The 20,088-nt window shown below is 48.0% G+C and carries 20 protein-coding genes; 16 read left to right on the plus strand and 4 right to left on the minus strand.

What is annotated here, in order from left to right; translation table 11 throughout:
• Nucleotides 1-15: 15 nt before the first annotated feature.
• From kdpB to OIN60_RS02065, 8 genes are all read left to right on the plus strand, one after another.
• Nucleotides 16-2,046 (plus strand): potassium-transporting ATPase subunit KdpB, encoded by a 2,031-nt coding sequence (kdpB, locus tag OIN60_RS02030; RefSeq protein ID WP_305753212.1) that lies wholly within the window; start codon nt 16-18, stop codon nt 2,044-2,046.
• Nucleotides 2,047-2,068: 22 nt separating this feature from the next.
• A complete protein-coding gene (kdpC, locus tag OIN60_RS02035) occupies nt 2,069-2,638 on the plus strand; it encodes a potassium-transporting ATPase subunit KdpC (protein WP_305753284.1) in 570 nt (189 codons plus the stop codon).
• Between the two features lie 88 nt (nt 2,639-2,726).
• Entirely contained in the window at nt 2,727-5,048 is a 2,322-nt protein-coding gene (locus tag OIN60_RS02040; RefSeq protein WP_305753213.1) for a histidine kinase, read from the plus strand.
• Between the two features lie 82 nt (nt 5,049-5,130).
• A complete protein-coding gene (locus OIN60_RS02045; RefSeq protein ID WP_305753214.1) occupies nt 5,131-6,660 on the plus strand; it encodes an ATP-binding protein in 1,530 nt (509 codons plus the stop codon).
• Nucleotides 6,657-7,373: a response regulator gene (locus OIN60_RS02050; RefSeq protein ID WP_305753215.1), complete on the plus strand. Its 717-nt coding sequence runs from the start codon at nt 6,657-6,659 to the stop codon at nt 7,371-7,373. The genes OIN60_RS02045 and OIN60_RS02050 overlap by 4 nt, the downstream gene beginning before the upstream one ends.
• A 73-nt stretch (nt 7,374-7,446) precedes the next feature.
• The gene (locus tag OIN60_RS02055; protein ID WP_305753216.1) at nt 7,447-7,902 is read left to right on the plus strand and encodes a GNAT family N-acetyltransferase; all 456 of its coding nucleotides are present in this window, start codon (nt 7,447-7,449) and stop codon (nt 7,900-7,902) included.
• 153 nt (nt 7,903-8,055) lie between these two features.
• The gene (locus tag OIN60_RS02060; RefSeq protein ID WP_305753217.1) at nt 8,056-8,307 is read left to right on the plus strand and encodes a hypothetical protein; all 252 of its coding nucleotides are present in this window, start codon (nt 8,056-8,058) and stop codon (nt 8,305-8,307) included.
• A gap of 406 nt (nt 8,308-8,713) precedes the next feature.
• Complete coding sequence (locus OIN60_RS02065; protein ID WP_370872347.1) at nt 8,714-8,857, plus strand: transposase; 144 nt, start codon at nt 8,714-8,716, stop codon at nt 8,855-8,857.
• 218 nt (nt 8,858-9,075) lie between these two features.
• Here the strand turns inward: OIN60_RS02065 and OIN60_RS02070 are convergent, their stop codons facing one another.
• Nucleotides 9,076-9,411, minus strand: coding sequence for a winged helix-turn-helix transcriptional regulator (locus OIN60_RS02070; protein ID WP_305753218.1), 336 nt, complete (start codon nt 9,409-9,411; stop codon nt 9,076-9,078).
• Between the two features lie 143 nt (nt 9,412-9,554).
• Here OIN60_RS02070 and OIN60_RS02075 point away from each other — a divergent pair, with 143 nt between their 5' ends.
• Both OIN60_RS02075 and OIN60_RS02080 read left to right on the plus strand, forming a co-directional pair.
• Nucleotides 9,555-9,908 carry a DoxX family protein gene (locus OIN60_RS02075; RefSeq protein ID WP_305753219.1) on the plus strand — a complete coding sequence of 118 codons (354 nt, stop codon included), beginning with the start codon at nt 9,555-9,557 and terminating at the stop codon, nt 9,906-9,908.
• Between the two features lie 24 nt (nt 9,909-9,932).
• Entirely contained in the window at nt 9,933-10,346 is a 414-nt protein-coding gene (locus OIN60_RS02080) for an ASCH domain-containing protein (protein WP_305753220.1), read from the plus strand.
• A gap of 37 nt (nt 10,347-10,383) precedes the next feature.
• On the opposite strand, the gene OIN60_RS02085 is transcribed toward OIN60_RS02080, so the two are convergent.
• Nucleotides 10,384-10,821 (minus strand): Rrf2 family transcriptional regulator, encoded by a 438-nt coding sequence (locus tag OIN60_RS02085; RefSeq protein WP_305753221.1) that lies wholly within the window; start codon nt 10,819-10,821, stop codon nt 10,384-10,386.
• 194 nt (nt 10,822-11,015) lie between these two features.
• Entirely contained in the window at nt 11,016-11,651 is a 636-nt protein-coding gene (locus OIN60_RS02090; RefSeq protein WP_305753222.1) for an NAD(P)-dependent oxidoreductase, read from the minus strand.
• A gap of 224 nt (nt 11,652-11,875) precedes the next feature.
• Here OIN60_RS02090 and hemG point away from each other — a divergent pair, with 224 nt between their 5' ends.
• Nucleotides 11,876-13,279, plus strand: a complete 1,404-nt coding sequence (gene hemG / locus OIN60_RS02095; RefSeq protein ID WP_305753223.1) for a protoporphyrinogen oxidase — start codon at nt 11,876-11,878, stop codon at nt 13,277-13,279.
• Between the two features lie 301 nt (nt 13,280-13,580).
• On the opposite strand, the gene OIN60_RS02100 is transcribed toward hemG, so the two are convergent.
• Nucleotides 13,581-13,754 carry an Arc family DNA-binding protein gene (locus OIN60_RS02100; protein ID WP_305753224.1) on the minus strand — a complete coding sequence of 58 codons (174 nt, stop codon included), beginning with the start codon at nt 13,752-13,754 and terminating at the stop codon, nt 13,581-13,583.
• 144 nt (nt 13,755-13,898) lie between these two features.
• On the opposite strand from OIN60_RS02100, the gene OIN60_RS02105 reads away from it, so the two are divergent.
• The 5 genes from OIN60_RS02105 (at nt 13,899) to OIN60_RS02125 (ending at nt 20,003) form a co-directional block, all read left to right on the plus strand.
• Entirely contained in the window at nt 13,899-14,231 is a 333-nt protein-coding gene (locus tag OIN60_RS02105) for a hypothetical protein (RefSeq protein ID WP_305753225.1), read from the plus strand.
• A 278-nt stretch (nt 14,232-14,509) separates the two neighbouring features.
• Nucleotides 14,510-14,602, plus strand: coding sequence for a competence inhibitor ComI (comI, locus tag OIN60_RS02110; RefSeq protein ID WP_305753226.1), 93 nt, complete (start codon nt 14,510-14,512; stop codon nt 14,600-14,602).
• Between the two features lie 418 nt (nt 14,603-15,020).
• Nucleotides 15,021-16,466, plus strand: a complete 1,446-nt coding sequence (locus OIN60_RS02115; RefSeq protein ID WP_370872348.1) for a DHA2 family efflux MFS transporter permease subunit — start codon at nt 15,021-15,023, stop codon at nt 16,464-16,466.
• 41 nt (nt 16,467-16,507) lie between these two features.
• Nucleotides 16,508-17,452, plus strand: coding sequence for an alpha/beta hydrolase (locus tag OIN60_RS02120; protein WP_305753227.1), 945 nt, complete (start codon nt 16,508-16,510; stop codon nt 17,450-17,452).
• A gap of 565 nt (nt 17,453-18,017) precedes the next feature.
• Nucleotides 18,018-20,003 (plus strand): endonuclease MutS2, encoded by a 1,986-nt coding sequence (locus OIN60_RS02125; protein ID WP_305753228.1) that lies wholly within the window; start codon nt 18,018-18,020, stop codon nt 20,001-20,003.
• The last annotated feature ends 85 nt before the right edge of the window (nt 20,004-20,088 follow it).

Raw genomic sequence — 20,088 nt, forward strand, 5'->3', positions numbered from 1 at the left:
CGGAGGAACCTGGCCATGAAAGCAAAAAAATCAATGATGAGCGCTGAACTCATTCAGAAGGCCATCAAGGAATCATTTCTGAAGCTTGATCCGCGTGTCATGATCCGCAATCCGATCATGTTTGTCGTAGAAATAGGTTTCGTCATTACACTTTTACTGATTTTCATACCCGATCTGTTCGGCGGAACGGCATCAAGGGCATATAATCTGGCTGTTGGTTTGATCCTGCTCTTTACGGTGCTGTTCGCCAACTTCGCCGAAGCGCTTGCCGAAGGACGGGGCAAAGCGCAGGCAGACACGTTGAAGAAGACGAAGCAGGATATTCAAGCGAATAAAATGACAGGGCCTGATGTGGTCAAGGTCGTGTCGTCCTCGGAGCTGCGCAAGGGGGATGTTGTCATTGTCACGCAAGGAGAAATGATCCCCGGGGACGGTGAGGTGATCGAAGGTCTGGCTTCGGTGGATGAATCGGCGATTACCGGGGAATCGGCTCCGGTGATCAAAGAAGCAGGCGGCGATTTCAGCTCCGTCACTGGCGGCACCCGCGTGGTCAGCGACCAGATCAAGGTGCGCATCACCAGCGATCCCGGCGAGTCTTTTCTTGACCGGATGATCGCTCTGGTGGAAGGCGCGAAGCGGCAGAAAACGCCTAACGAAATTGCGCTAAGCACTGTGCTGACAAGCCTGACACTCATTTTTCTGATCGTTGTCGTCACCTTGCCGTTCTTTGGAGCTTATTTAAATATTTCATTGGAAATCCCGATGCTCATCGCGCTCCTGGTGTGCCTGATTCCTACGACCATCGGCGGTTTACTGTCCGCCATCGGCATTGCCGGCATGGACCGTGTAACTCAGTTCAATGTGCTGGCGATGTCCGGGAAAGCGGTCGAGGCGGCTGGAGATATCAACACGATTATTCTCGACAAGACCGGTACAATCACGTTCGGGAACCGGATGGCGAGCGAGTTTGTGCCTGTCGGGGGACATGAGGAAAGCGAAACGGCCGCTTGGGCTGCCATCAGCTCGCTCAAGGATGAGACGCCAGAAGGACGCTCGGTGCTGGAGCTGATGAAAAAGCTGGGATTTGAGTATGAAGCGTCTTTGGGGGAAGGAGCCGAGTTTCTTGAATTCAGGGCAGAGACCCGCATGAGCGGCATGGATCTGCAGGACGGACGTAAGGTGCGCAAGGGCGCAGTGGATGCCGTCAAAAAGTGGGTGACTGCACATGGAGGGAAAATCCCCAAAGATTTGGATCAGAACAGTGATCGGATTGCGAAAGCCGGGGGGACTCCGCTGGCCGTGGCGGTTGATCAGGAAATTTTCGGTCTCATCTATTTGAAGGATACGGTCAAGCCTGGCATGAAGGAGCGCTTCGAGCAAATGCGGCAAATGGGGATTAAGACCATTATGTGTACGGGGGATAATCCATTGACTGCGGCGACGATTGCATTGGAGGCCGGTGTCGATGATTTCATCGCGGAAAGCACGCCTGAAGATAAAATTGCCGTCATTCGCAAGGAGCAGGCTGAAGGCAAGCTGGTCGCGATGACCGGTGACGGCACCAATGACGCGCCAGCGTTGGCGCAGGCGGACGTAGGAATCGCGATGAACAGCGGTACGGTGGCTGCCAAAGAGGCGGCGAATATGGTGGATCTGGATTCGGACCCGTCCAAAATTATTGAGGTTGTAGCCATCGGCAAGCAGCTTCTCATGACACGCGGCGCGCTGACGACCTTCAGTATCGCGAACGATATTGCCAAATATTTTGCGATTATTCCTGCACTGTTTATGGTCGCCATTCCGCAAATGGACGTATTGAATATTATGCGGCTTGGCTCGCCGAGCTCGGCGATTTTGTCGGCTTTGATCTTTAATGCAGTCATCATTCCATTGCTCATTCCACTGGCGATGAAGGGTGTGGCATATAAGCCGATGTCATCCTCTCAGCTACTGCAGCGCAATTTGTTCATTTACGGTCTGGGCGGCGTGATCGTGCCATTCCTTGGCATTAAACTGATCGATCTGGTTATCCATCTGTGGGTATAGGTAGAAAGGGCGGATGATGAAAATGAAAGTGATTGTGAGCAGCCTTCGCTTAAGTCTTGTGTTCATGGTGGTCTGCGGACTTCTTTATAATCTTGTGGTGACAGGCATTGCACAGGCACTGATGCCTAAGCAGGCGAACGGCAGTCTGTTGTATGATGAGCAGAATAACGTTATCGGTTCGGAGCTGATCGGACAGAGCTTCGCGGACCCTAAGTTCTTCCAGGGACGTGTTTCTTCAATTGACTATAATGCGGCAGGCTCGGGAAGCGGCAACTATGCCCCTTCCAATCCGGATATGCTGGCCCGTACACAGGAGTCGGTTGAGATGTGGAAAAAGGACAACCCGGACGTACCGGTCAGCGAGCTGCCGATGGACCTGATCACCAACTCCGGTTCCGGTCTTGATCCGCATATCAGCCCGGAAGCAGCGAAGGCGCAAATTCCAAGAATCAGTAAGCTGACGGGAATTTCTGCAGATCAACTGAATGAGCTTGTAGCGGACCATACGTCCGGCAGAGAGCTTGGTTTTCTGGGAGAACCTGTGGTGAATGTGCTGAAGCTGAACCTGGCTTTACGCGAACAAATGCAATGACGCTTACCCCGCTCAGGAGATTTTTCTGGGCGGGGTCATGGTTTTTTTTGCGGAGCTTTATTATTTTGGATAATTGCGGGTGGTTCATATGGAGGAAGGATTCAGAAGGAAAACCCCTGAAGAAATATTGAAATCAATTCGGGAACTGAAGCGCGGCCGTTTGAAAATCTATATTGGCCCGTTCAGCGGTTCCGGTAAGACTTATCACATGCTGCGTGAGGGCAATAGCCTTAGGCAGAAGGGGATTGACGTGGTGATCTGCGCCGTCTCCACCATGCAGCGCAAAGAGACGATCGAACAGATCGGCTGCCTTGAACGAGTCCCGAGCATCCATTGGCACCAAGGGGGAGTAGAGAAGAAGGACCTGAATTTGGAGGCGCTGCTGGAGCGTAACCCGGAGGTTGTACTTGTTGATGGGCTGGCTCATCGAAATCGGGCCGAAGCCCGCTTCCGTACCCGTCTTCAGGATATTCAGTATCTGCTCAAGGCTGGCATTAGTGTCATCACTACGATCAATGTGTATGAGCTGGTGGGTTACCATGAGCTGGCCCAGAAGCTGACAGGCATCAAGGTCGAAGACACCGTCCCTACCGATACCCTGGATTTGGCCGATGAAATACGGCTGATCGACGTGACACCCGAATCGATTCTCACCCGTCTGTCGGAGGGGGCATTGGAAACGATTCAAGCTTCGCTCTCGAAACGGAATAACCTAGGCAAATTAAGGGAGCTGGCTCTCCGGCTTGTCGCTGAGGATGTGAATGAATCGCTGGAGAAGCATCGGGAGGAGCTGGGCTTAAACGGACCTTCCGGCGCGTCGGAGCGCATACTGGTATCCACCCAATACCATTGGAACGGATCGATCTATATTCGCCGCGGACAACAAATCGCCAAAAGGCTCAACGGTGAAATGCTGGTCATCACCTTCGTGGACCCGAACAAGCGGCTTTCCAAGGAGCAGGCGGCTTTTAAACGTTCAATCTTGAAGCTCACCGAGAAAACCGAAGCAGCATTCAGCGAGCTCCAGTACATCTCCAAGCGGGCAATTCCCAGGCAGATTGTAGACTATGCGATCGAAAACAAGGTGACACGCATCGTACTGGGACACTCCAAGCAGACGCCCTGGCAGGAATGGATAAAAGGCTCAATCGCCAATACGCTGATGAAGCTGGTCGACCATGTGGATTTGTTCTTTATTGCCGATACTGCTGAGGTGAGGGGGGAACGGATTCTGCCGACCTCCATCCCGCAAAAGAATAACCCGAATCCATATAGACGTCTTAGTGAGACCGAAGTGAAGGAGCAAATCAGCCGGATCAAGAGAGGCACCTTCAAGGTCTATATCGGGGCAGCCCCGGGTGTGGGGAAAACGTATACGATGCTGCGGGAAGGGAATGTTTTGCTGCGGAAAGGGATTCAGGTGGTCATCGGACTGCTGGAGACACATGGACGGCAGGAAACGCTTGAACAAATCGGAGACCTGCACACCATTCCCAGAAAAGTAGTCGATTACCGCGGAACCCGGCTGGAAGAAATGGATGTAGAGGAAATCATACGGTATAATCCGGAGGTTGTGCTCGTAGATGAGCTTGCCCATACCAATGTGCCCAGCAGTAAGAATAAGAAAAGATACGAGGATATTCTGGAAATTCTGGACGCGGGCATCTCTGTGATTTCAACGATGAACGTACAGCATTTGGAAAGCCTGAATGATTCCGTAGAACAGCTTACCGGCGTAAGAGTGAGGGAAACGGTGCCCGACAGCATCCTTCGTCTCGCGGATGAGGTCCAGTTGATCGACGTTGCCCCGAATGCGCTGCAGCAGCGGTTAAGGGAAGGGAAAATCTATGCACAGAGTAAGGTGGATCAGGCGCTTAATCATTTTTTCAGGACAGGCAACCTGATCGCCCTGCGTGAGCTTGCCCTGCGGGAAATCGCTGATGATGTGGATGAACGGCTGGAGGCATGGGAGCGACGAGGGTCACTGCGGGGACCGTGGCGCCGTCAGGAGGTGATCTTCGTCTGTGTAACGCTGAGCGTGCGGGCGGAGAGCCTGATTCGCAGAGGATTTCGGATTGCGCACCGATTGAAAGCGAACTGGTATGTCCATTATGTCGCGCTGCAGAGCGAGTTCACGGAGGAACAGCAGAAGCGCATTCATGATTTGGAGCAGTTAACCTTGCGTTTTGGGGGACACTTTGAGCTTCAATACGCCAAGAAGCCAAGACAAGTAGCTCAGAAGCTGCTTGAGAAAGCTAATCTTTATGCCAGCACACAAATGATCATCGGGCAGACGAAGAAGAATGTATGGCAGCGCATGTTGACGGGCAGCACGGTTAAGTCGATTCTTAAATACGGGCGGCATATGGATGTGCTGGTCGTATCGGGCTTTAGCCAGAAGGAGCGATAAGCGGTGCACATGTGGAGTTGCCTAATTCAGAAGCTTTGTTCATACTATTTTTGTAGGCAGAGATTTTTAGGATGTGACATGAATGGTGCAAAAGCGCCCATATGTATGGGTTACCTTGTCTATAATATTGCTAACCTTTATTTTGAAATGGATCGTCCCTTTTTTTGATCTGGTGAATATTGCCCTTATGTATTTATTACCGGTGCTGGTAAGCGCTGTGTATGGGAGTAAAGGATCTTCGTTCTATGCGGCAGGCTTGGGTGTTCTGGCGTTTGACTTTTTCTTCGTTCCCCCACAATTGAGCTTAACGGTGGCAGATCTGCGCTATGTGGTGTCATTTATCATCTTCCTGTCCGTTGCCGCATTAACGGGAAGCCTGGCCGCCAGATTGAAAAAGCAGCTTGAATATGCGAGACAAAGAGAGGCGCATACGGCCTCACTGTATGCGTTAAGCAAAGAGATGAACGCCATTGCCGACATTCATGCTCTGCTGGACCATGCCGCGCTTCAGGTGTCCCGTTCCACGGAATCCGAGGTCGTCATTTACTTGCCGGACAGCAAGGATGAGCTGGAATTGGCCGCTTCTTCCCCGGGTTCTTCAGCTTGGGGAAGAAGCGAAGCGGAGATGGTTATCGCCAGATGGGTGTATCGGCATGGCGTCAGGGCCGGAAAAGGTGCGGAGAAGCTGCGCGAGTCGTCCGGATTGTACATCCCGTTGCGTATCGAAGAGAAAACCTATGGGGTATTGGGTGTAAATCTCAGGTCAGCGATGCCGTCCCCGGAGACGGCGAGACTGCTTGAGGCGCTTACCGAGATTGCCGCCAGTGCCATTGCCCGCCTGAAACTGGGCGAGGAAGCCAGGCTGGCTCATCTGACCGCAGAGTCGGAAAAGCTGCGCACGGCGATCCTGGATTCCGTCTCCCATGAGCTGCGGACTCCTCTGGCAACGGTGATCGGTTCCGCGACAGCCCTGATTGAAGGAGATAGCCTTTTTTCCAAAGCGGATCGAATGGACCTGCTCGCCACAATCCGGGATGGGGCTTTGCGCATGAACCGGCTTGTGTCCAATTTGCTCGGCATGATCCGGCTGGAGAGCGGCATGCTGAAGCTGCGGAAAAAATGGTGTGACATCGAGGATCTGCTCGGGGTTGTGCTGCAGCAGGTGCAGGATTTCCAGCAGCAGCGGAAGCTGCTGGTGCATATGCCGGACCATGTTCCGCTAATCCAGGGAGACGAGGTTCTGCTGGAGCAGATGCTGGTTAATGTGGTCAGCAATGCGATCAAATACTCGCCGGACGGCAGCGAAGTGACGATTGAAGTTCACGCTGAAGCGGATTCAATCGTCATCTCTGTCCGGGACAGGGGAATGGGGCTTGAGGCAGCCGATCAAGAGCGGATATTCGACAAGTTTTACCGGGCGGATCGGACAAAGCATGTGCCGGGGACTGGTCTTGGTCTTGCCATCTGCAAAGGAATCGTGGAGCTGCACGATGGCACCATATCGGCGGGGCCTGCACCGGATCAGGGAACAATCATTACGATATGCCTCCCGCTAAGTGACGAAAACAAGAGCATGTCCATGCATTCAGAAGGGGAAATGAAGAACCTATGACGACATCCGAAACAGGGGCCAAAATTCTCGTCATCGACGATGAGCCCCAGATTCGCAAGCTGCTTAAAGTGACCCTACAGGCTCATCAATTTGAAATTGAAGAGGCGGCGACCGGTGAGGAGGGCATCGTGAAAGCCACGGTCGCCCATCCTGATTTGATCGTACTGGATCTGGGGCTGCCCGATATGCCGGGTATGGAGGTTCTCCATCGCATTCGCGAATGGTCCAGTGTGCCGATTATGGTCCTGACGGCCAAAGAACGGGAAGAGGACAAGATCGCCGCGCTTGACGGCGGGGCGGATGATTATGTCACGAAACCGTTTGGCATGGGAGAACTACTCGCGCGAATCCGTGTCGCGCTGCGGCATGTGGCGAAATCGGTCCATGAGCCTGTCCTCAAGTTCGACGAACTGGTCATCGATTTGGCACAGCGCAGTGTCATGCTGGGGGATGAGCGGGTCAAGCTGACACCGACGGAATACGACCTGCTGAAAATTTTGGCCACCAATGCGGACAAGGTCATTACCCAACGGCAACTGCTGCAGCAGGTGTGGGGCAGTCATCACCATGAATCCTCCGAAGGCCATTATCTAAGGGTCTACATCAGCCACCTCAGAAAGAAGCTGGAGGAAGATCCGACCCGGCCTAAGCTGATTATTACCGAGCCCGGAATCGGGTACAGATTCATTACTCCGGACAATATATCCTCTTAAAAATTCACTATATTAATTTGCTGTATAACATGATATGATCCTGAATTAATATAGTGAAGAGGAGCGGTTTGAGATGGATATTAAAAAGGATGATCTAAGCGGACCTGAGATTATCGCATTAATTGGAGAGCATCTGCAGGACATGCATCTTACCTCTCCGCCGGAGAGTGTTCATGCCCTGGATCTTGACGGCTTAAAAAAGCCGGACGTCACGTTCTGGAGCGCCTGGGAAGAGGAGCAACTGCTGGGATGCGGAGCGCTGAAGGAGCTTGACCCGCTTCACGGAGAGGTAAAGTCCATGCGTACCGCTTCACAGCATTTGCGCAAAGGGGTCGCCAGACAGATGCTTGCCCATATTATCGAAGAAGCCAAGGGACGGGGCTATGAGCGGTTAAGTCTGGAAACCGGCTCCATGGAGGCTTTCGCACCGGCCAGAAAGCTGTACGAAAGCTTCGGTTTCGAGTACTGTGCACCGTTTGCAGACTACATAGAAGATCCGAACAGCGTATTTATGACCAAAGAGTTGTAAGATACATACTCGCCTAATCACATACGGATGATCATATACCGGAATTCTGCTAGGCAGAGTTTCGGTTTTTTTGATATTTTCCAATTAAAATTCATCCTATAGAACAACGTATCCAAATGATTCAAATATTACAGGTTGGGGTGGTAAGTAAACATGGATATAAAGTTGCCTAATAAATCAATGTTGCCAAATGGGTTTAGATATCCAGAATCTTTTTTGAAAGTAGTAGGGTTAAATCTAGTAAATCTTGACCCTTGGCTTATAATGAACGGCGATCATGTAATTTCGAGAATGGAGGGATTAAAGGAGCGATACCCTTCAAGAGTACTGATTCCATTTGCAAGGAGATTAGATAACGACGATTTAGCTTGTTTTGAACTAATGAAAGGGGAAGGAGTATATTGATTTTTGGGATTGGTTTAGGGATGCTATGAATGAAATGATTGAATTTGATTAAGGAAGAAGATAAGCTATGGATTTTTATAAACTTAGTAGAGAGATTTCTTATGCTTTAAGGCATGCCCCCTAATATAGTAGGAAAACGTAAAGATTCAAACCCTGCACTGCTACAGGTACAAGCTGAAAAGGCTTCAAAGGATGGCATAAAATTTTATCAAGTCAATAAAGTAATATGGTTGGCGGATTATGTTCCACCTAAGTTCATTTCTGTAGAATGAATAAATTTACAGAATTTTAAAAATGTGTGTTAGATATAATAGAAGTCAATATAACACAAGTTTGTATTGTGGTGTTGTAAAATATCTGTTTATTTAAGGTTTCGCAGGCCAAAGTCAGCAGCAGAGGAGCATCCATGGACAATTCGAGTCTATTACATACGACATGGGATTGCACGTATCATATCGTATTCATTCTCAAGTACAGACGCAAAGTGATGAACGGGGAGCTAAGAATGGAAAAAAAACAGTGGCTACTGGTCCCCAGTATAACAACTTGAGTGGGGCGTTCCCTCCAGTATTGGACTACGAGGGTTTGAGAGTGTGCCTACTCAGGCGTGTTGTGCAAGCCAAATTATAGCATTGAAGGGCTCTCATGACGAGGGTCCTTTTTATTTGGGAGGAATTCGGATGAAAACTAGTTAACAAGATCGGCTGGTACATCCGAAAAAGTAAAAGGAGGGCATACGTCCTCCAATGAAATTTCAGCTCTCTACTCTCAACGATTTTCCCCGTACAGCTCATTCAAATGCTCAATATGACCCACACCCCAGTCATTCATCGCCTGCAGCACGGTGTGCAGACCTCGGCCGTATTCCGTAATGGAATATTCAACCTTTGGCGGCACCTGCTGATACACTTCGCGGTGAACGATATCGTGATACTCCAGTTCCCTTAATTGCTGGGTAAGCATTTTTTTGGTGATATCCGGGATTGTTTTTTGCAACTCGCTAAATCTCATGGTGCCGTTTTCAAAAAGGCGCAGCAAAATAACCGGCTTCCATTTCCCCACGAGAATTTCTAAAGCTGTTTCGAACTTGCAATAACTTGTCATCTATTGCCCTCCAAATCCGCAACCTGCTCAAGGTTACTTTTTTCATACTATGTTTAGTTAAAGTAACTACTTCCAAGAAGGTTATCTAGGGTTTATTATGCACCTTAGCGGTCGGTGGATACAAGAGAGGAGTTAGAAGAATAATGAATATTGCTTTATGGGTTGTGCAAGGTCTTGCAGCATTAGGATTTTTGTATTCCGGTTGGATGAAGGCGTTTCAGTATGAAAAGGCAAAAGCATCCTGGCATTGGGTGAGTGACGTTCCGAAAGGATTTGTCTCTTTTATCGGGATTGTGGAATTGGTTGGAGCGGTTGGTTTGATTTTGCCGCAAGCGTTGAATATCGCTCCTGTATTGACACCGCTTGCCGCGACGGGAGTTGCTGTCATCGTTCTACTCGGAGCCTTGTTTCATGTGCAGCGTAAAGAATATAAGGAGATTGGCGTGAATATCGTTTTCTTGGTGTTAGCTTTGATTGTTGCGATAGGTCGTTTTTAACATAATAAAAAGCGAGGAACTAGGATGTCATCGATTCCAATACAGCCTTACAAAATGGTTTTCGGATGGGAGAAGGATAACGGCCTTGGAGAAATGCTGATCCAGCAAATTATCCGGGGCGAAAAGACGGCCACCTGTGCTCCTAAATCGGAATATTCCGCCGAGGAGCTGCGGCAGACCTACGCGCCGGTCGGGCAGCTCATGACGGTGTATGATAAGCAAGATCGGCCGCGCTGCAACGTAAAACTGATTGAGGTGTTTGAAACGACTTTTGGCAATCCGGATCTGCGGCTTGTGCACGGAGAAGGAAACGGCGATAATGCCGTACAATTTCAGGCGGATCATCGGCTGGCCTGGCAGGATTTGATCGAGGCAGGCATGGAGCTGAACGACGATACGATTCTGGTGGTTGAATTGTTCGAGCTTGTGCAGGATTGACCAAAAATATAACGCTCTCTCCGCAAGGAGAAGAGCGTTATTGGGTGTGAGCCTGTTCTTTGGCCGATATGTCATACACGACCTCGCTCAGCTTGATGTGTCTAAGTTCTTCTTCCATCGCTCTTTGCACATTGGAGAATACCGGTACGATAGAGGACTGGATGTTGCGTCCGACAGGGCAATCCGGATTGGGCGTTTCATGCACGGAGAAGAGGGCGTCTTCCTCCACGACATTGACTGCACGGTACACGTCGAGCAGGGTGATGTCGTCTATGCTGCGCAGCAGCTTGGCACCGGCTACGCCGGCTTTAACCTCAACGAGTCCGGCTTTGTTCAACATGCCGATAATACGGCGGATGACTACCGGATTGGTGTTCACACTGCTTGCTATAAATTCGGATGTATTCACACCCGTTTTATTGTACTCCAGCAGGGAGAGGATATGGACGGCTACGGCAAAACGGGTACTGATCATTGCTCACAGCTTCCTTTCGCGTGAAAAATAATGAAGTATGGTTATTTTACCATAGTTTCGGTTCCAATATAGCACCTATATTTATCCTTCAAAAGGAAGCGAAAATTCCTCTTCAAGCCGCAGGTCTTTAGCGGAATGAACCGGCTGCCGGAAGAGGGAATGCTCCCACTACAGCAGAGCCAATGGCTATTTCGTTATTGTGCTTCCCCTACAACAGCAAAACGTTCATTTACATGATTGGCCTGCTCGGCCTCATCCACAACGGCGATGGCAAAATCCGCATAGCTGACGTAGCTGTCGCCTTTTGCGTTGACCAATACATTGTCTTTGCCGGTCTGGTAGGCTCCGGTCCTTGTGCCTTGAGGATCAAAGAAGGCGGCAGGGCTGATAAAGGTCCATTGGATGCCGTTTGAGCTCTGCAAATCCTGCAGATTTTGCCCCTGGTTGGAAGCAGTAGGCAGATATTCTTTCGGGAACTTCGGCGTATCCATCAAGCGCACGGTTTTGGCTTCATCCACATACAGACTACCTGCTCCGCCGACAACGATCAGGCGTGTTTGCGGCGCTGCTTTCAGGGCGTTGATCAGCGCGTGTCCTGCTTCCACATGCAGATGTTCTTGGCCTGGAGGCGCTCCGAACGCATTCACGACGACGTCAAAATCCTTGAGATCGTCTGCTGTCAGACTGAAAACATCTTTTTCAAGAACTGCCGTATTGCTCACCTTCGATGCGTCTCTGACGATGGCTGTCACTTCATGTCCTCTGTCAGCCGCTTCCTTAACGATCAGACTTCCGGCTTTGCCGCTGGCCCCAATAACTGCAATTTTCATTTTCGTTAACCTCCCGGGGTTGGAATTGTTATTACTCATCATTCATGTAATCTGTGATGTAACTATAATAGTTACAATAAATAAAAATGTCAAGCTCGCCCCTGGATCAGGCGGAGTATCTATTCTGATATGATTCCCGATAATGATTTTTGTAACGGAAACGTCCGTTAAGCTTGTGTTATACTTTTCTGTGGACTTAATTTCTAATATTGAGGTGCACACACTTGAAAACTGTCGTGGTGATAGGTGGCGGAATTACGGGTCTGACGGCTATGTATACTCTGCAAAAGGCCATGAAGGAGCAGAACCAGCGGCTGAAGCTCATGCTGGTGGAAGCGGACGAAATGCTCGGTGGCAAAATCAGAACCGTCCGTCAGGACGATTTTATGATGGAGACCGGCGCGGACTCGATCGTAGCCCGTAAAAATGACTCCGCACTGATGGAAGAGCTGGGGCTGGCTGGTGAGATTGTATATAATGCAACAGGCAGATCCTTTATTTATTTGGACGGAGGCTTGAAAAAGATCCCTGCGGACGCGGTATTCGGCATCCCCGTCAGTCTGCAGGCGCTGGCTGAAAGCGAGCTGATCTCGGCGGAGGGCAAGGTGGCCGCACTCAAGGACTATTACACTCCGAACGAGACGTTTACGGAGAATGACTCACTGGGGGTGTTTCTGGAGCATTTTCTTGGCGAGGAGCTTGTACGCAAGCAAATTTCGCCGGTTATCTCCGGCGTATATTCAGGTGAACTGGACAATCTGACAATAGCTTCTACCTTTCCTTTCCTTCTGGAATACAAAAATAAATACGGCAGCATCATGAAGGGCCTGGCCGAGAACAGAGACAGATTCTTAAGAAAGGACGGACGCAAGTTTGTTTCGTTCCGTCGCGGGGTATCCGACCTGATCGACAGGCTGGAAGCCCGGTTGAACAATGTGGAAATTTTGAAAGGCACACAGGCCCTGAGCGTAACGAAAACAAGGGAGCGTTATGAGGTGGCTTTAACGGGTGGACGCATCCTGGAAGCGGACTTTGTTGTTCTGAGCACGGCACATACCTCTGCGCGTTCGCTGTTGCAGGATGAGGGGCTGAACCGTGACTTCGACAGGCTGAGCAGCCGATCGCTGATCAGTGTGTATCTGGGCTATAATGTCCCGGATGAGCGGCTGCCGGAGGACGGCACCGGTTTTATTGCCGCACCGAACAGCGGTCTCATGTGCGATGCTAGTACTTGGACAAGCCGCAAATGGCAGCATACCTCCGCACGACAGCAGCTTCTGATCCGGATGTTCTACAAGAGCTCCAATCCGCATTTTGACAAGCTGCAGCAAATGACGGAGGAAGAACTGATAAGTGTGGCTGTCAGTGATGTGGAGAAAAGCATTGGCATCACTGACAGACATGTAACCTGCGATGTGACGAAATGGCGGGATTCCATCCCGAACTATCATCTTGGGCATCCGGACATTGTCCGGTCGCTGGAGAGCAAGCTGGCGGCAAGTCATCCTGGAGTCTTTCTTGCGGGCTGCTCCTACTACGGGGTCGGCATTCCGGACTGTATCGCGAATGGGGTGCAGACGGGACAAAAAATTGTAGATGCCTTGGTGGCTGATAACGGGAGTAAATAACAGTTTTTATGGAAAAGAGAGCCGGGCGCACCGGTTCTTTTTCGTTTTTCGTCGGACGTCTTGAACATCACCTAAATGATAAGAACAAAGTTGTGGCCAAGCAATGATAAAAAGAATATTTAGTGCGCTTGAAGATCCGAGTGAGGATCCATATATAAATAACAACTAGCCCCGTCCTAATGAGGTAGGGCTAGTTGTTATTTATATTTTTGTAGCAGATTCAGACGTATGGTTAACCTTGCTCATGGTGATAGCTCAGTTACATATCCTGGATAATCAACAGCCCTGCTAGAGGATTAAACTAATTATCTCCAGGAATAGGACCATTTTTCTTCTCGTAGTCATGAATATGCTGCTCAATTAGATATTCAATTTGCATAGCAATGGAACGTTTATTTTTGTCTGCAATATATTTTATTTTTTGAAAATTCGTATCCTCTAATCGTAAAGTAAAGACCCTTTTATTAGTTGCCACAATTGTCTCTCCTTTTTGGTGATATCACTATATTATCACTTAGAAATCATCAAGAATACATTCATATTGACATCACTATGAATTCACCATAGAATGGAAGTGTCGGGTGATTTCTAAGTGACATCACTAATTGGAGGGGATTTAATGCTTCAAGAATTAGAGCGTTATTTTGATTATTTTGTTGGGAAAAGAACTGAAGAAATTGGGCAACTGATTTTAATGAGAAATTTATACTACAGGAAGCTAGTGAATAGTAAAAGATGTTCGTTCGAGGAAATGTTGAAGAGCATTCCGGATTCATGCCGAGAATTGTTATTTGATTTCGAAGAAAAGGTGAATTATCAGGCGACGTTTGCAAACGAAATAATCTACAGACAGGGTTTGTTGGATGGACTGAATTTTCGAAATACCACTTTAAATAATCATGTTCAAGAGCATTTTGTGGGGGAATTTGAAGAAGGTACCAGAATCAGATAACAATGAGTTCACGCTGTGTAACTTTCGCTCCCTAGATTGTCATGTGTATAATTATGGAAAATCTAGATAACACACAACCCAGCCTTGCTATCTTAGGCTGGGTCGCTCGTAAATACAAGAATGTTATATGATAGAAATGAAACACAAGTGTGGATCAAAGATAGAAAAAATAAAAGAAAACAGATGAGAACACTTGTACGCGGGCGTAAACATAGGTAAAATATAGATATAATTGAATCTTGGGTGGGTATGGTTTCCCTTCGAAAGGAGGTGAAACCATGGAAGTGAAAGATGCGATGACGCTGATGTTATTATTTGGATCATTTATTCTTGCACTTTTAACGTACATCAATAACAACAAGAGAAAGTAAAAACCCACCCCAAGGTTGACCGCCGAAGGTGGGCTTTTATTCCGATGACTTAAGAAGGGATAAACCATCCAAGCCAATTGTACTGACCAAGTGTTGACCGCACTTGGTCTTTATTTATGAATATGATAACACATGAGAAAAGATGAATCAAAGCTAAAATAAATAATTGAAGTGAATAAGGCTTGACGACTTTTCACGCAACAAGAACATAGTTTCATTTCCGGTTAGATGGTGATTTAAACAGATTCGAACCTTGGACTTAAAATAAAATACTTGACAATGAATTTGAATAAAATCTATTATAGATTCGTAAAGTCTTTTATTGAGGGGGAAATGAGAACTTTGAATTGATCTATTCATGAGTAATTAGGGATATAAAAGGGCTTTGAAATCTATTTATTAGTTGAAGAGCGGAGAGATGCATGTGACAACATCTGAAGTAAAACAAAATGCAGTACAAAACTATAAAGTCATACCTATTATGATTTCATTGTTGTTAAGCGGTTTTATCGGAATGTTTAGTGAGACGGCGCTAAATGTTGCATTAAGTGATTTGATGAACCTATTTCATATTTCCGCATCGACGGCGCAATGGCTTACGACCGGCTATCTGTTGACACTCAGTGTTCTTGTACCGGTATCGGGCTTACTTTTACAGTGGTTCACGACTCGGCAGCTATTTATTGCTGCACTCAGCTTTTCTATCTTAGGGACGCTTGTATCGGCGCTTGCACCCGGATTTGAAGCATTATTGATTGGACGTATCATACAAGCCGCAAGTATGGCACTTCTTCTTCCGCTAATATTTAATACAATCCTCCACATTTTTCCGGCAGAAAAAAGAGGGACTATCATCGGTATCCTTGGACTTGTTCTTGTAGTCGCACCTGCCGTTGGGCCATCGGTATCAGGTTTTTTGATTGATACTTTAGGATGGCAGTGGATCTTCTGGCTGTCTATTCCATTTTTAGCCATTGCACTTTTATTTGGTTCTCTCAATTTGCAAAATGTATCCACTATTACTAAGCCCAAAATTGATATCTTATCACTTGTCGTATCTACATTTGGCTTTGGTGGAATCGTGTTTGCTTTCAGTAAAGTAGGTGAAGGCGATGGTGGTTGGGGAAGCACGGAAGTCATCATTTCTATGTCCATCGGTATACTTGCTTTGATTATTTTTATCATTCGTCAGTTGACGATGAGCCAACCGATGTTGAATTTACGGGCTTTTAAGCATCCTATGTTTACCATTGGCACATTAATGTTGGTGGTTTGCATGATTATTTTGTTAACCACGATTATTGCATTACCTATGTATCTAATTCAAGGACTTGGTTTCAGCACGTTAAAGGCAGGGCTTGTCTTGTTGCCTGGAGGGATTTTACAAGCAGTGATGTCCCCGGTAATGGGGAAATTATTTGATAAATTTGGTCCCAAATTGATTGTGCCTATGGGGCTGGTTTTGACCTCCACGTCGCTTTGGTTCTTCACTGGTCTTAACACCTCGTCCTCTGTTGCTTTAATCGTTTTATTTCATTCTTTAATTATGATCAGTAATTGTATGGTGTGGACGTCGCAGGCGAATGGATTAAATCAACTGCCTCCAGAACTATACCCGGATGGTAGTGCAATTATGAATACATTCCAACAGTTGGCGGGGGCTGTAGGCACAGCCGTTGCGGTTAGTATCATGACAGCGGGTGTAAATCGTTTTATGAATGACGTTTCAGACAAAACAGATCCCGTCAATGGCCCTTTATCCATAATTGCAGGTATTCAGCATAGCTTTGTATTCCCATTAATTGTTGCTATCTTAGGGTTAATTTTCGCTCTATTTATCAAGAGGGTTCATGTAACAAAGTGATTAATACATTTATGACACTGTTAACGAAGGATGGTTGGTTTATGGAAGAAAAACTGCACCCTGAACTTAAAGAATTGTTTTCAGTTTTACCGGAAGTCATTTATACCCGCGAGAATTTAGGTGCCAAAAGGAAAGAGATGCACGAGATGTTTGCCGGCCTGGCTGCATCTCTGCCCGTTAATGATGAAGTTCTAACTTCAGAGAGGTATGTTCCGGGAGCAGCAGGGGACACGGATGTCAGGATCAAAATCTATGAACCAAAAGTGGAGGATGAAATTCTGCCAGGCATCCTGTATATTCACGGTGGCGGTTATATCCTTGGTTCTGCTGATATGATGGACCATGCCATGCAACAACTGGTATCGGAACTTAATTGTGTCATCGTGTCCGTGGATTATCGACTGGCTCCGGAGCATCCTTTTCCGGCCCCACTCGAAGATTGCTATGCTGCACTCCAATGGTTCTCTGAACATGCTGAAGAGTTGGGAGTGAATTCATCCAGAATCGCAGTGGTTGGCGCCAGTGCCGGCGGTGGATTAACGGCTGCTCTTTCTCTTTTGGCAAGAGATCGGAAAGGGCCTTCTATAGCATTTCAAATGCCTCTTTACCCCATGTTGGATGACCGGGGCACAAGCAAATCCAGTAATGAAATCACAGATGAAAGAGTATGGAGCAAAGCCAAAACCCAGCTTGGGTGGGAAATGTATTTAGAAGATAACCGTGAAGTTTCCCCCTATGCTGCTCCAGCACGTGCAACTGATTTGTCAGGGCTTCCACCTACATACACATGTGTTGGTGACCTGGATCCATTTCGTGATGAAATCATCGATTATGTGTTAAGGCTAACGCAGGCTGGTGTGCCAACAGAGTTTCATTTATACCCTGGATGTTTTCACGGCTTTGAGGAGTACGCTCCTGCTGCTGAAATCAGCCAGAGATTTGTAAAGGAATATAAAGAGGCTTTAAAGCGAGCCTTACACCAATGATTGATTACCGAAGACATGAAACAAGCTGTCTACTACAAATGTCTTTAGGCTGGCTATCCTCAATACGTAAAACAGCTTGTAAAACGTTATCGATTTGGAGAGACATCTGTTTTTGATTTTGATCTAAGAGTTGTTGATTCTGATTCAACTGCAGCGGTTGACAATGGCTTCCATCTTCAGCTATAGTGTAGGTACCTTTTATCAGAGGAGAGATTTTGATGTCGGTGAGTGTTCTTAACTAATCAAATTCCATACGTAAGGGTGTTCAGCGTATTGCTGTAAAAAAATGCTGCGGGAGCAGTGTTTCTTTGTGGTACCTGCGAACAGCCCTGGAATTAGTTAAGAACAGCGGATATCATACAATGCCTTTGGAATAGGACTGTCATTGTGCCTTGATCCGTGCTGAGTTCAGCACGGTTTTTTTGTTTAAGGCACTTTTTGGCGGTAATTGGATGACGGGATCACCGTCTATTCAGCCTATCCTTCTTTTGAGGCGGAGAATGAGCTTGCTCATTCTCCGCCTTTTTTTGTTACCCAATACACTTATAAGGGAGTCCTCAAACCAATGAATGCACAGGATTTAAAGCGGCTGGAATACGGCAGAGTAAAAGAAGAGCTGGAGCAGTACGCCGTGTCGTATTTGGGCAAACGGCAGGTGTCAAGGCTGGCACCTATGACTAACGGAAAGCTGATCCGCAAGACGCTGGATGAAACGGCGGAAGCCAAGGCGCTTCTGCAGCAGGGGGCAAGCGTGCCGGTGCCTTCCATGGAAGGCATGGAGCATATTCTTGGCCTTCTGGGCACAGGGTATATTTTCAGTGAGCAGGATTTTGCGCAAATCCTTCAATTTCTTACAAGCTGCTCACAGCTAATGAGGTACATGAACGCCAAGCGTGAAGCCGCGCCCTTCGTCAGCGCCTATGCGGCTTCAATGTATGAGCTGGAGAAGATCCGGTCAGCCATTGACGACAGCATTCGCAGCGGGCGGATCATCGATTCGGCCAGTAAAGAGCTGTCCAGAATACGTAAAAAAATATCTGTAATCGAAGAGCGCCGCAAAAGCAGGCTGAATGCCCTGATGAGCAGACACCGCAGCATTTTGCAGGAGCATGTCGTGAGTACCCGTGGCGGAAGATATGTATTGCCGATCAAAAAGGAGCATCGCAAACAGGTGAAGGGTACAGTGCTGGATGAGTCGGCTAGCGGACAGACCGTTTATATTGAACCTGAGGATCTCAGGACCCTCCAATATGATTTGTCCGCCCTGCAGGCGGAAGAAGCGCGGGAGGAAATGAAAATTCTCAGCGAGCTGACTTTATTGGTGGAAGAACATGCGCAGTGGATTCACATTAATGCCGAAACGGTAGGCATGTACGATTTTCTGTTCGCCAAAGCCAAATATGCCGCTTCCATGGACGGAGGCAATGTGGAGCTGAATGAGCAGGGGGTGGTACAACTGTATGAAGCCAGGCACCCATTCATGGGCCGCTCCATGGTGCCTTTGGATTTCGCCCTCGGCAAGGGGTATTCCTCGCTGATTGTTACCGGTCCGAACACCGGCGGCAAAACACTGGCACTCAAAACGGTGGGTTTATTAACGGTCATGGTGCAGTCGGGCCTGCTCGTTCCGGTCCGTGAAGGCAGTATATTCGCGGTGTTTCATCAGATCGCGGTCGATATCGGTGATGGCCAGAGCATTGAGCACGCGCTGAGCACCTTCTCGGCACATATCCGGAACGTAATCGAAATACTGGATGCCGCAGATCACCGGACGCTGGTGCTGATTGATGAAATGGCTTCAGGTACGGACCCGGGAGAGGGTGTCGCCCTTTCGATTGCGATCCTGGAAGAGCTGCACCGGAGAGGGGCCTCTGTCATAGCAACGACCCATTATAACGAAATTAAGAGCTTTGCGGCGGCCGCATCAGGCTTTGAAAATGCGCGTATGGAGTTTGATCCGCAGACGCTGCAGCCTTTGTATCGGCTGCGCATCGGGGAAGCGGGCCAGAGCTACGCTTTCCAGATTGCTCTGAAGCTGGGCATTCCGGAGTCGATCATTCAGCGTTCGCGTGTTATTGCCCAGGAAGGAGCTGCTCATCCTGCTGCTGCAAAACAGGCTGTCCCCGCTATAGAAACGGGAGAAACAGCGAATATTATTGAACAAACCGTGAAAGCAGAGGCGCAGGCTATTGAGGTGATCAGGCGGGAAGCTGGCAGCAGCGTACCAGAAAATGACCTTTCTGAGATGAACGGTGCAAATGAGCTGCCGACATTCCAGCTCGGCGATAGAGTGACCATTCCTTATCTGAAGCAGAGTGGCATTGTGTGCGAGGCGGAGGATAGCAAAGGAATTGTAGGTGTCCTGATCCGCAAGCATAAAATGAAAATCCACAAAAAACGCCTACGTCTGCATATTGAGGGTAAAGAATTGTATCCGGACGATTATGACCTGGATATCGTGCTTGACACCAAAGAGAACCGGAAGAAGCGCAAGCTTATGAAACGCAAGCATGTCGAAGGGCTTTCGATTGAAAAACCGGAAGAAAAGTAAAATAACTTTAAATAAAGTAGCTTGATATTGAGATAAAATGCTGCTATGATTAAAAAAGTAAGGTACTAAAAAATATATGATTATT

Source organism: Paenibacillus zeirhizosphaerae (assembly GCF_030705605.1).
GTDB classification, from domain to species: Bacteria; Bacillota; Bacilli; order Paenibacillales; family Paenibacillaceae; genus Paenibacillus; species Paenibacillus zeirhizosphaerae.

Coding starts and splice junctions, on each gene's coding strand:
- kdpB (WP_305753212.1), top strand. CDS start 16: ATGAAAGCAAAAAAATCAATGATGAGCGCTGAACTCATTCAGAAGGCC.
- kdpC (WP_305753284.1), top strand. CDS start 2,069: ATGAAAGTGATTGTGAGCAGCCTTCGCTTAAGTCTTGTGTTCATGGTG.
- OIN60_RS02040 (WP_305753213.1), top strand. CDS start 2,727: ATGGAGGAAGGATTCAGAAGGAAAACCCCTGAAGAAATATTGAAATCA.
- OIN60_RS02045 (WP_305753214.1), top strand. CDS start 5,131: ATGGTGCAAAAGCGCCCATATGTATGGGTTACCTTGTCTATAATATTG.
- OIN60_RS02050 (WP_305753215.1), top strand. CDS start 6,657: ATGACGACATCCGAAACAGGGGCCAAAATTCTCGTCATCGACGATGAG.
- OIN60_RS02055 (WP_305753216.1), top strand. CDS start 7,447: ATGGATATTAAAAAGGATGATCTAAGCGGACCTGAGATTATCGCATTA.
- OIN60_RS02060 (WP_305753217.1), top strand. CDS start 8,056: ATGGATATAAAGTTGCCTAATAAATCAATGTTGCCAAATGGGTTTAGA.
- OIN60_RS02065 (WP_370872347.1), top strand. CDS start 8,714: ATGGACAATTCGAGTCTATTACATACGACATGGGATTGCACGTATCAT.
- OIN60_RS02070 (WP_305753218.1), bottom strand. CDS start 9,411: ATGACAAGTTATTGCAAGTTCGAAACAGCTTTAGAAATTCTCGTGGGG.
- OIN60_RS02075 (WP_305753219.1), top strand. CDS start 9,555: ATGAATATTGCTTTATGGGTTGTGCAAGGTCTTGCAGCATTAGGATTT.
- OIN60_RS02080 (WP_305753220.1), top strand. CDS start 9,933: ATGTCATCGATTCCAATACAGCCTTACAAAATGGTTTTCGGATGGGAG.
- OIN60_RS02085 (WP_305753221.1), bottom strand. CDS start 10,821: ATGATCAGTACCCGTTTTGCCGTAGCCGTCCATATCCTCTCCCTGCTG.
- OIN60_RS02090 (WP_305753222.1), bottom strand. CDS start 11,651: ATGAAAATTGCAGTTATTGGGGCCAGCGGCAAAGCCGGAAGTCTGATC.
- OIN60_RS02105 (WP_305753225.1), top strand. CDS start 13,899: ATGCTTCAAGAATTAGAGCGTTATTTTGATTATTTTGTTGGGAAAAGA.
- comI (WP_305753226.1), top strand. CDS start 14,510: ATGGAAGTGAAAGATGCGATGACGCTGATGTTATTATTTGGATCATTT.
- OIN60_RS02115 (WP_370872348.1), top strand. CDS start 15,021: ATGCATGTGACAACATCTGAAGTAAAACAAAATGCAGTACAAAACTAT.
- OIN60_RS02120 (WP_305753227.1), top strand. CDS start 16,508: ATGGAAGAAAAACTGCACCCTGAACTTAAAGAATTGTTTTCAGTTTTA.
- OIN60_RS02125 (WP_305753228.1), top strand. CDS start 18,018: ATGAATGCACAGGATTTAAAGCGGCTGGAATACGGCAGAGTAAAAGAA.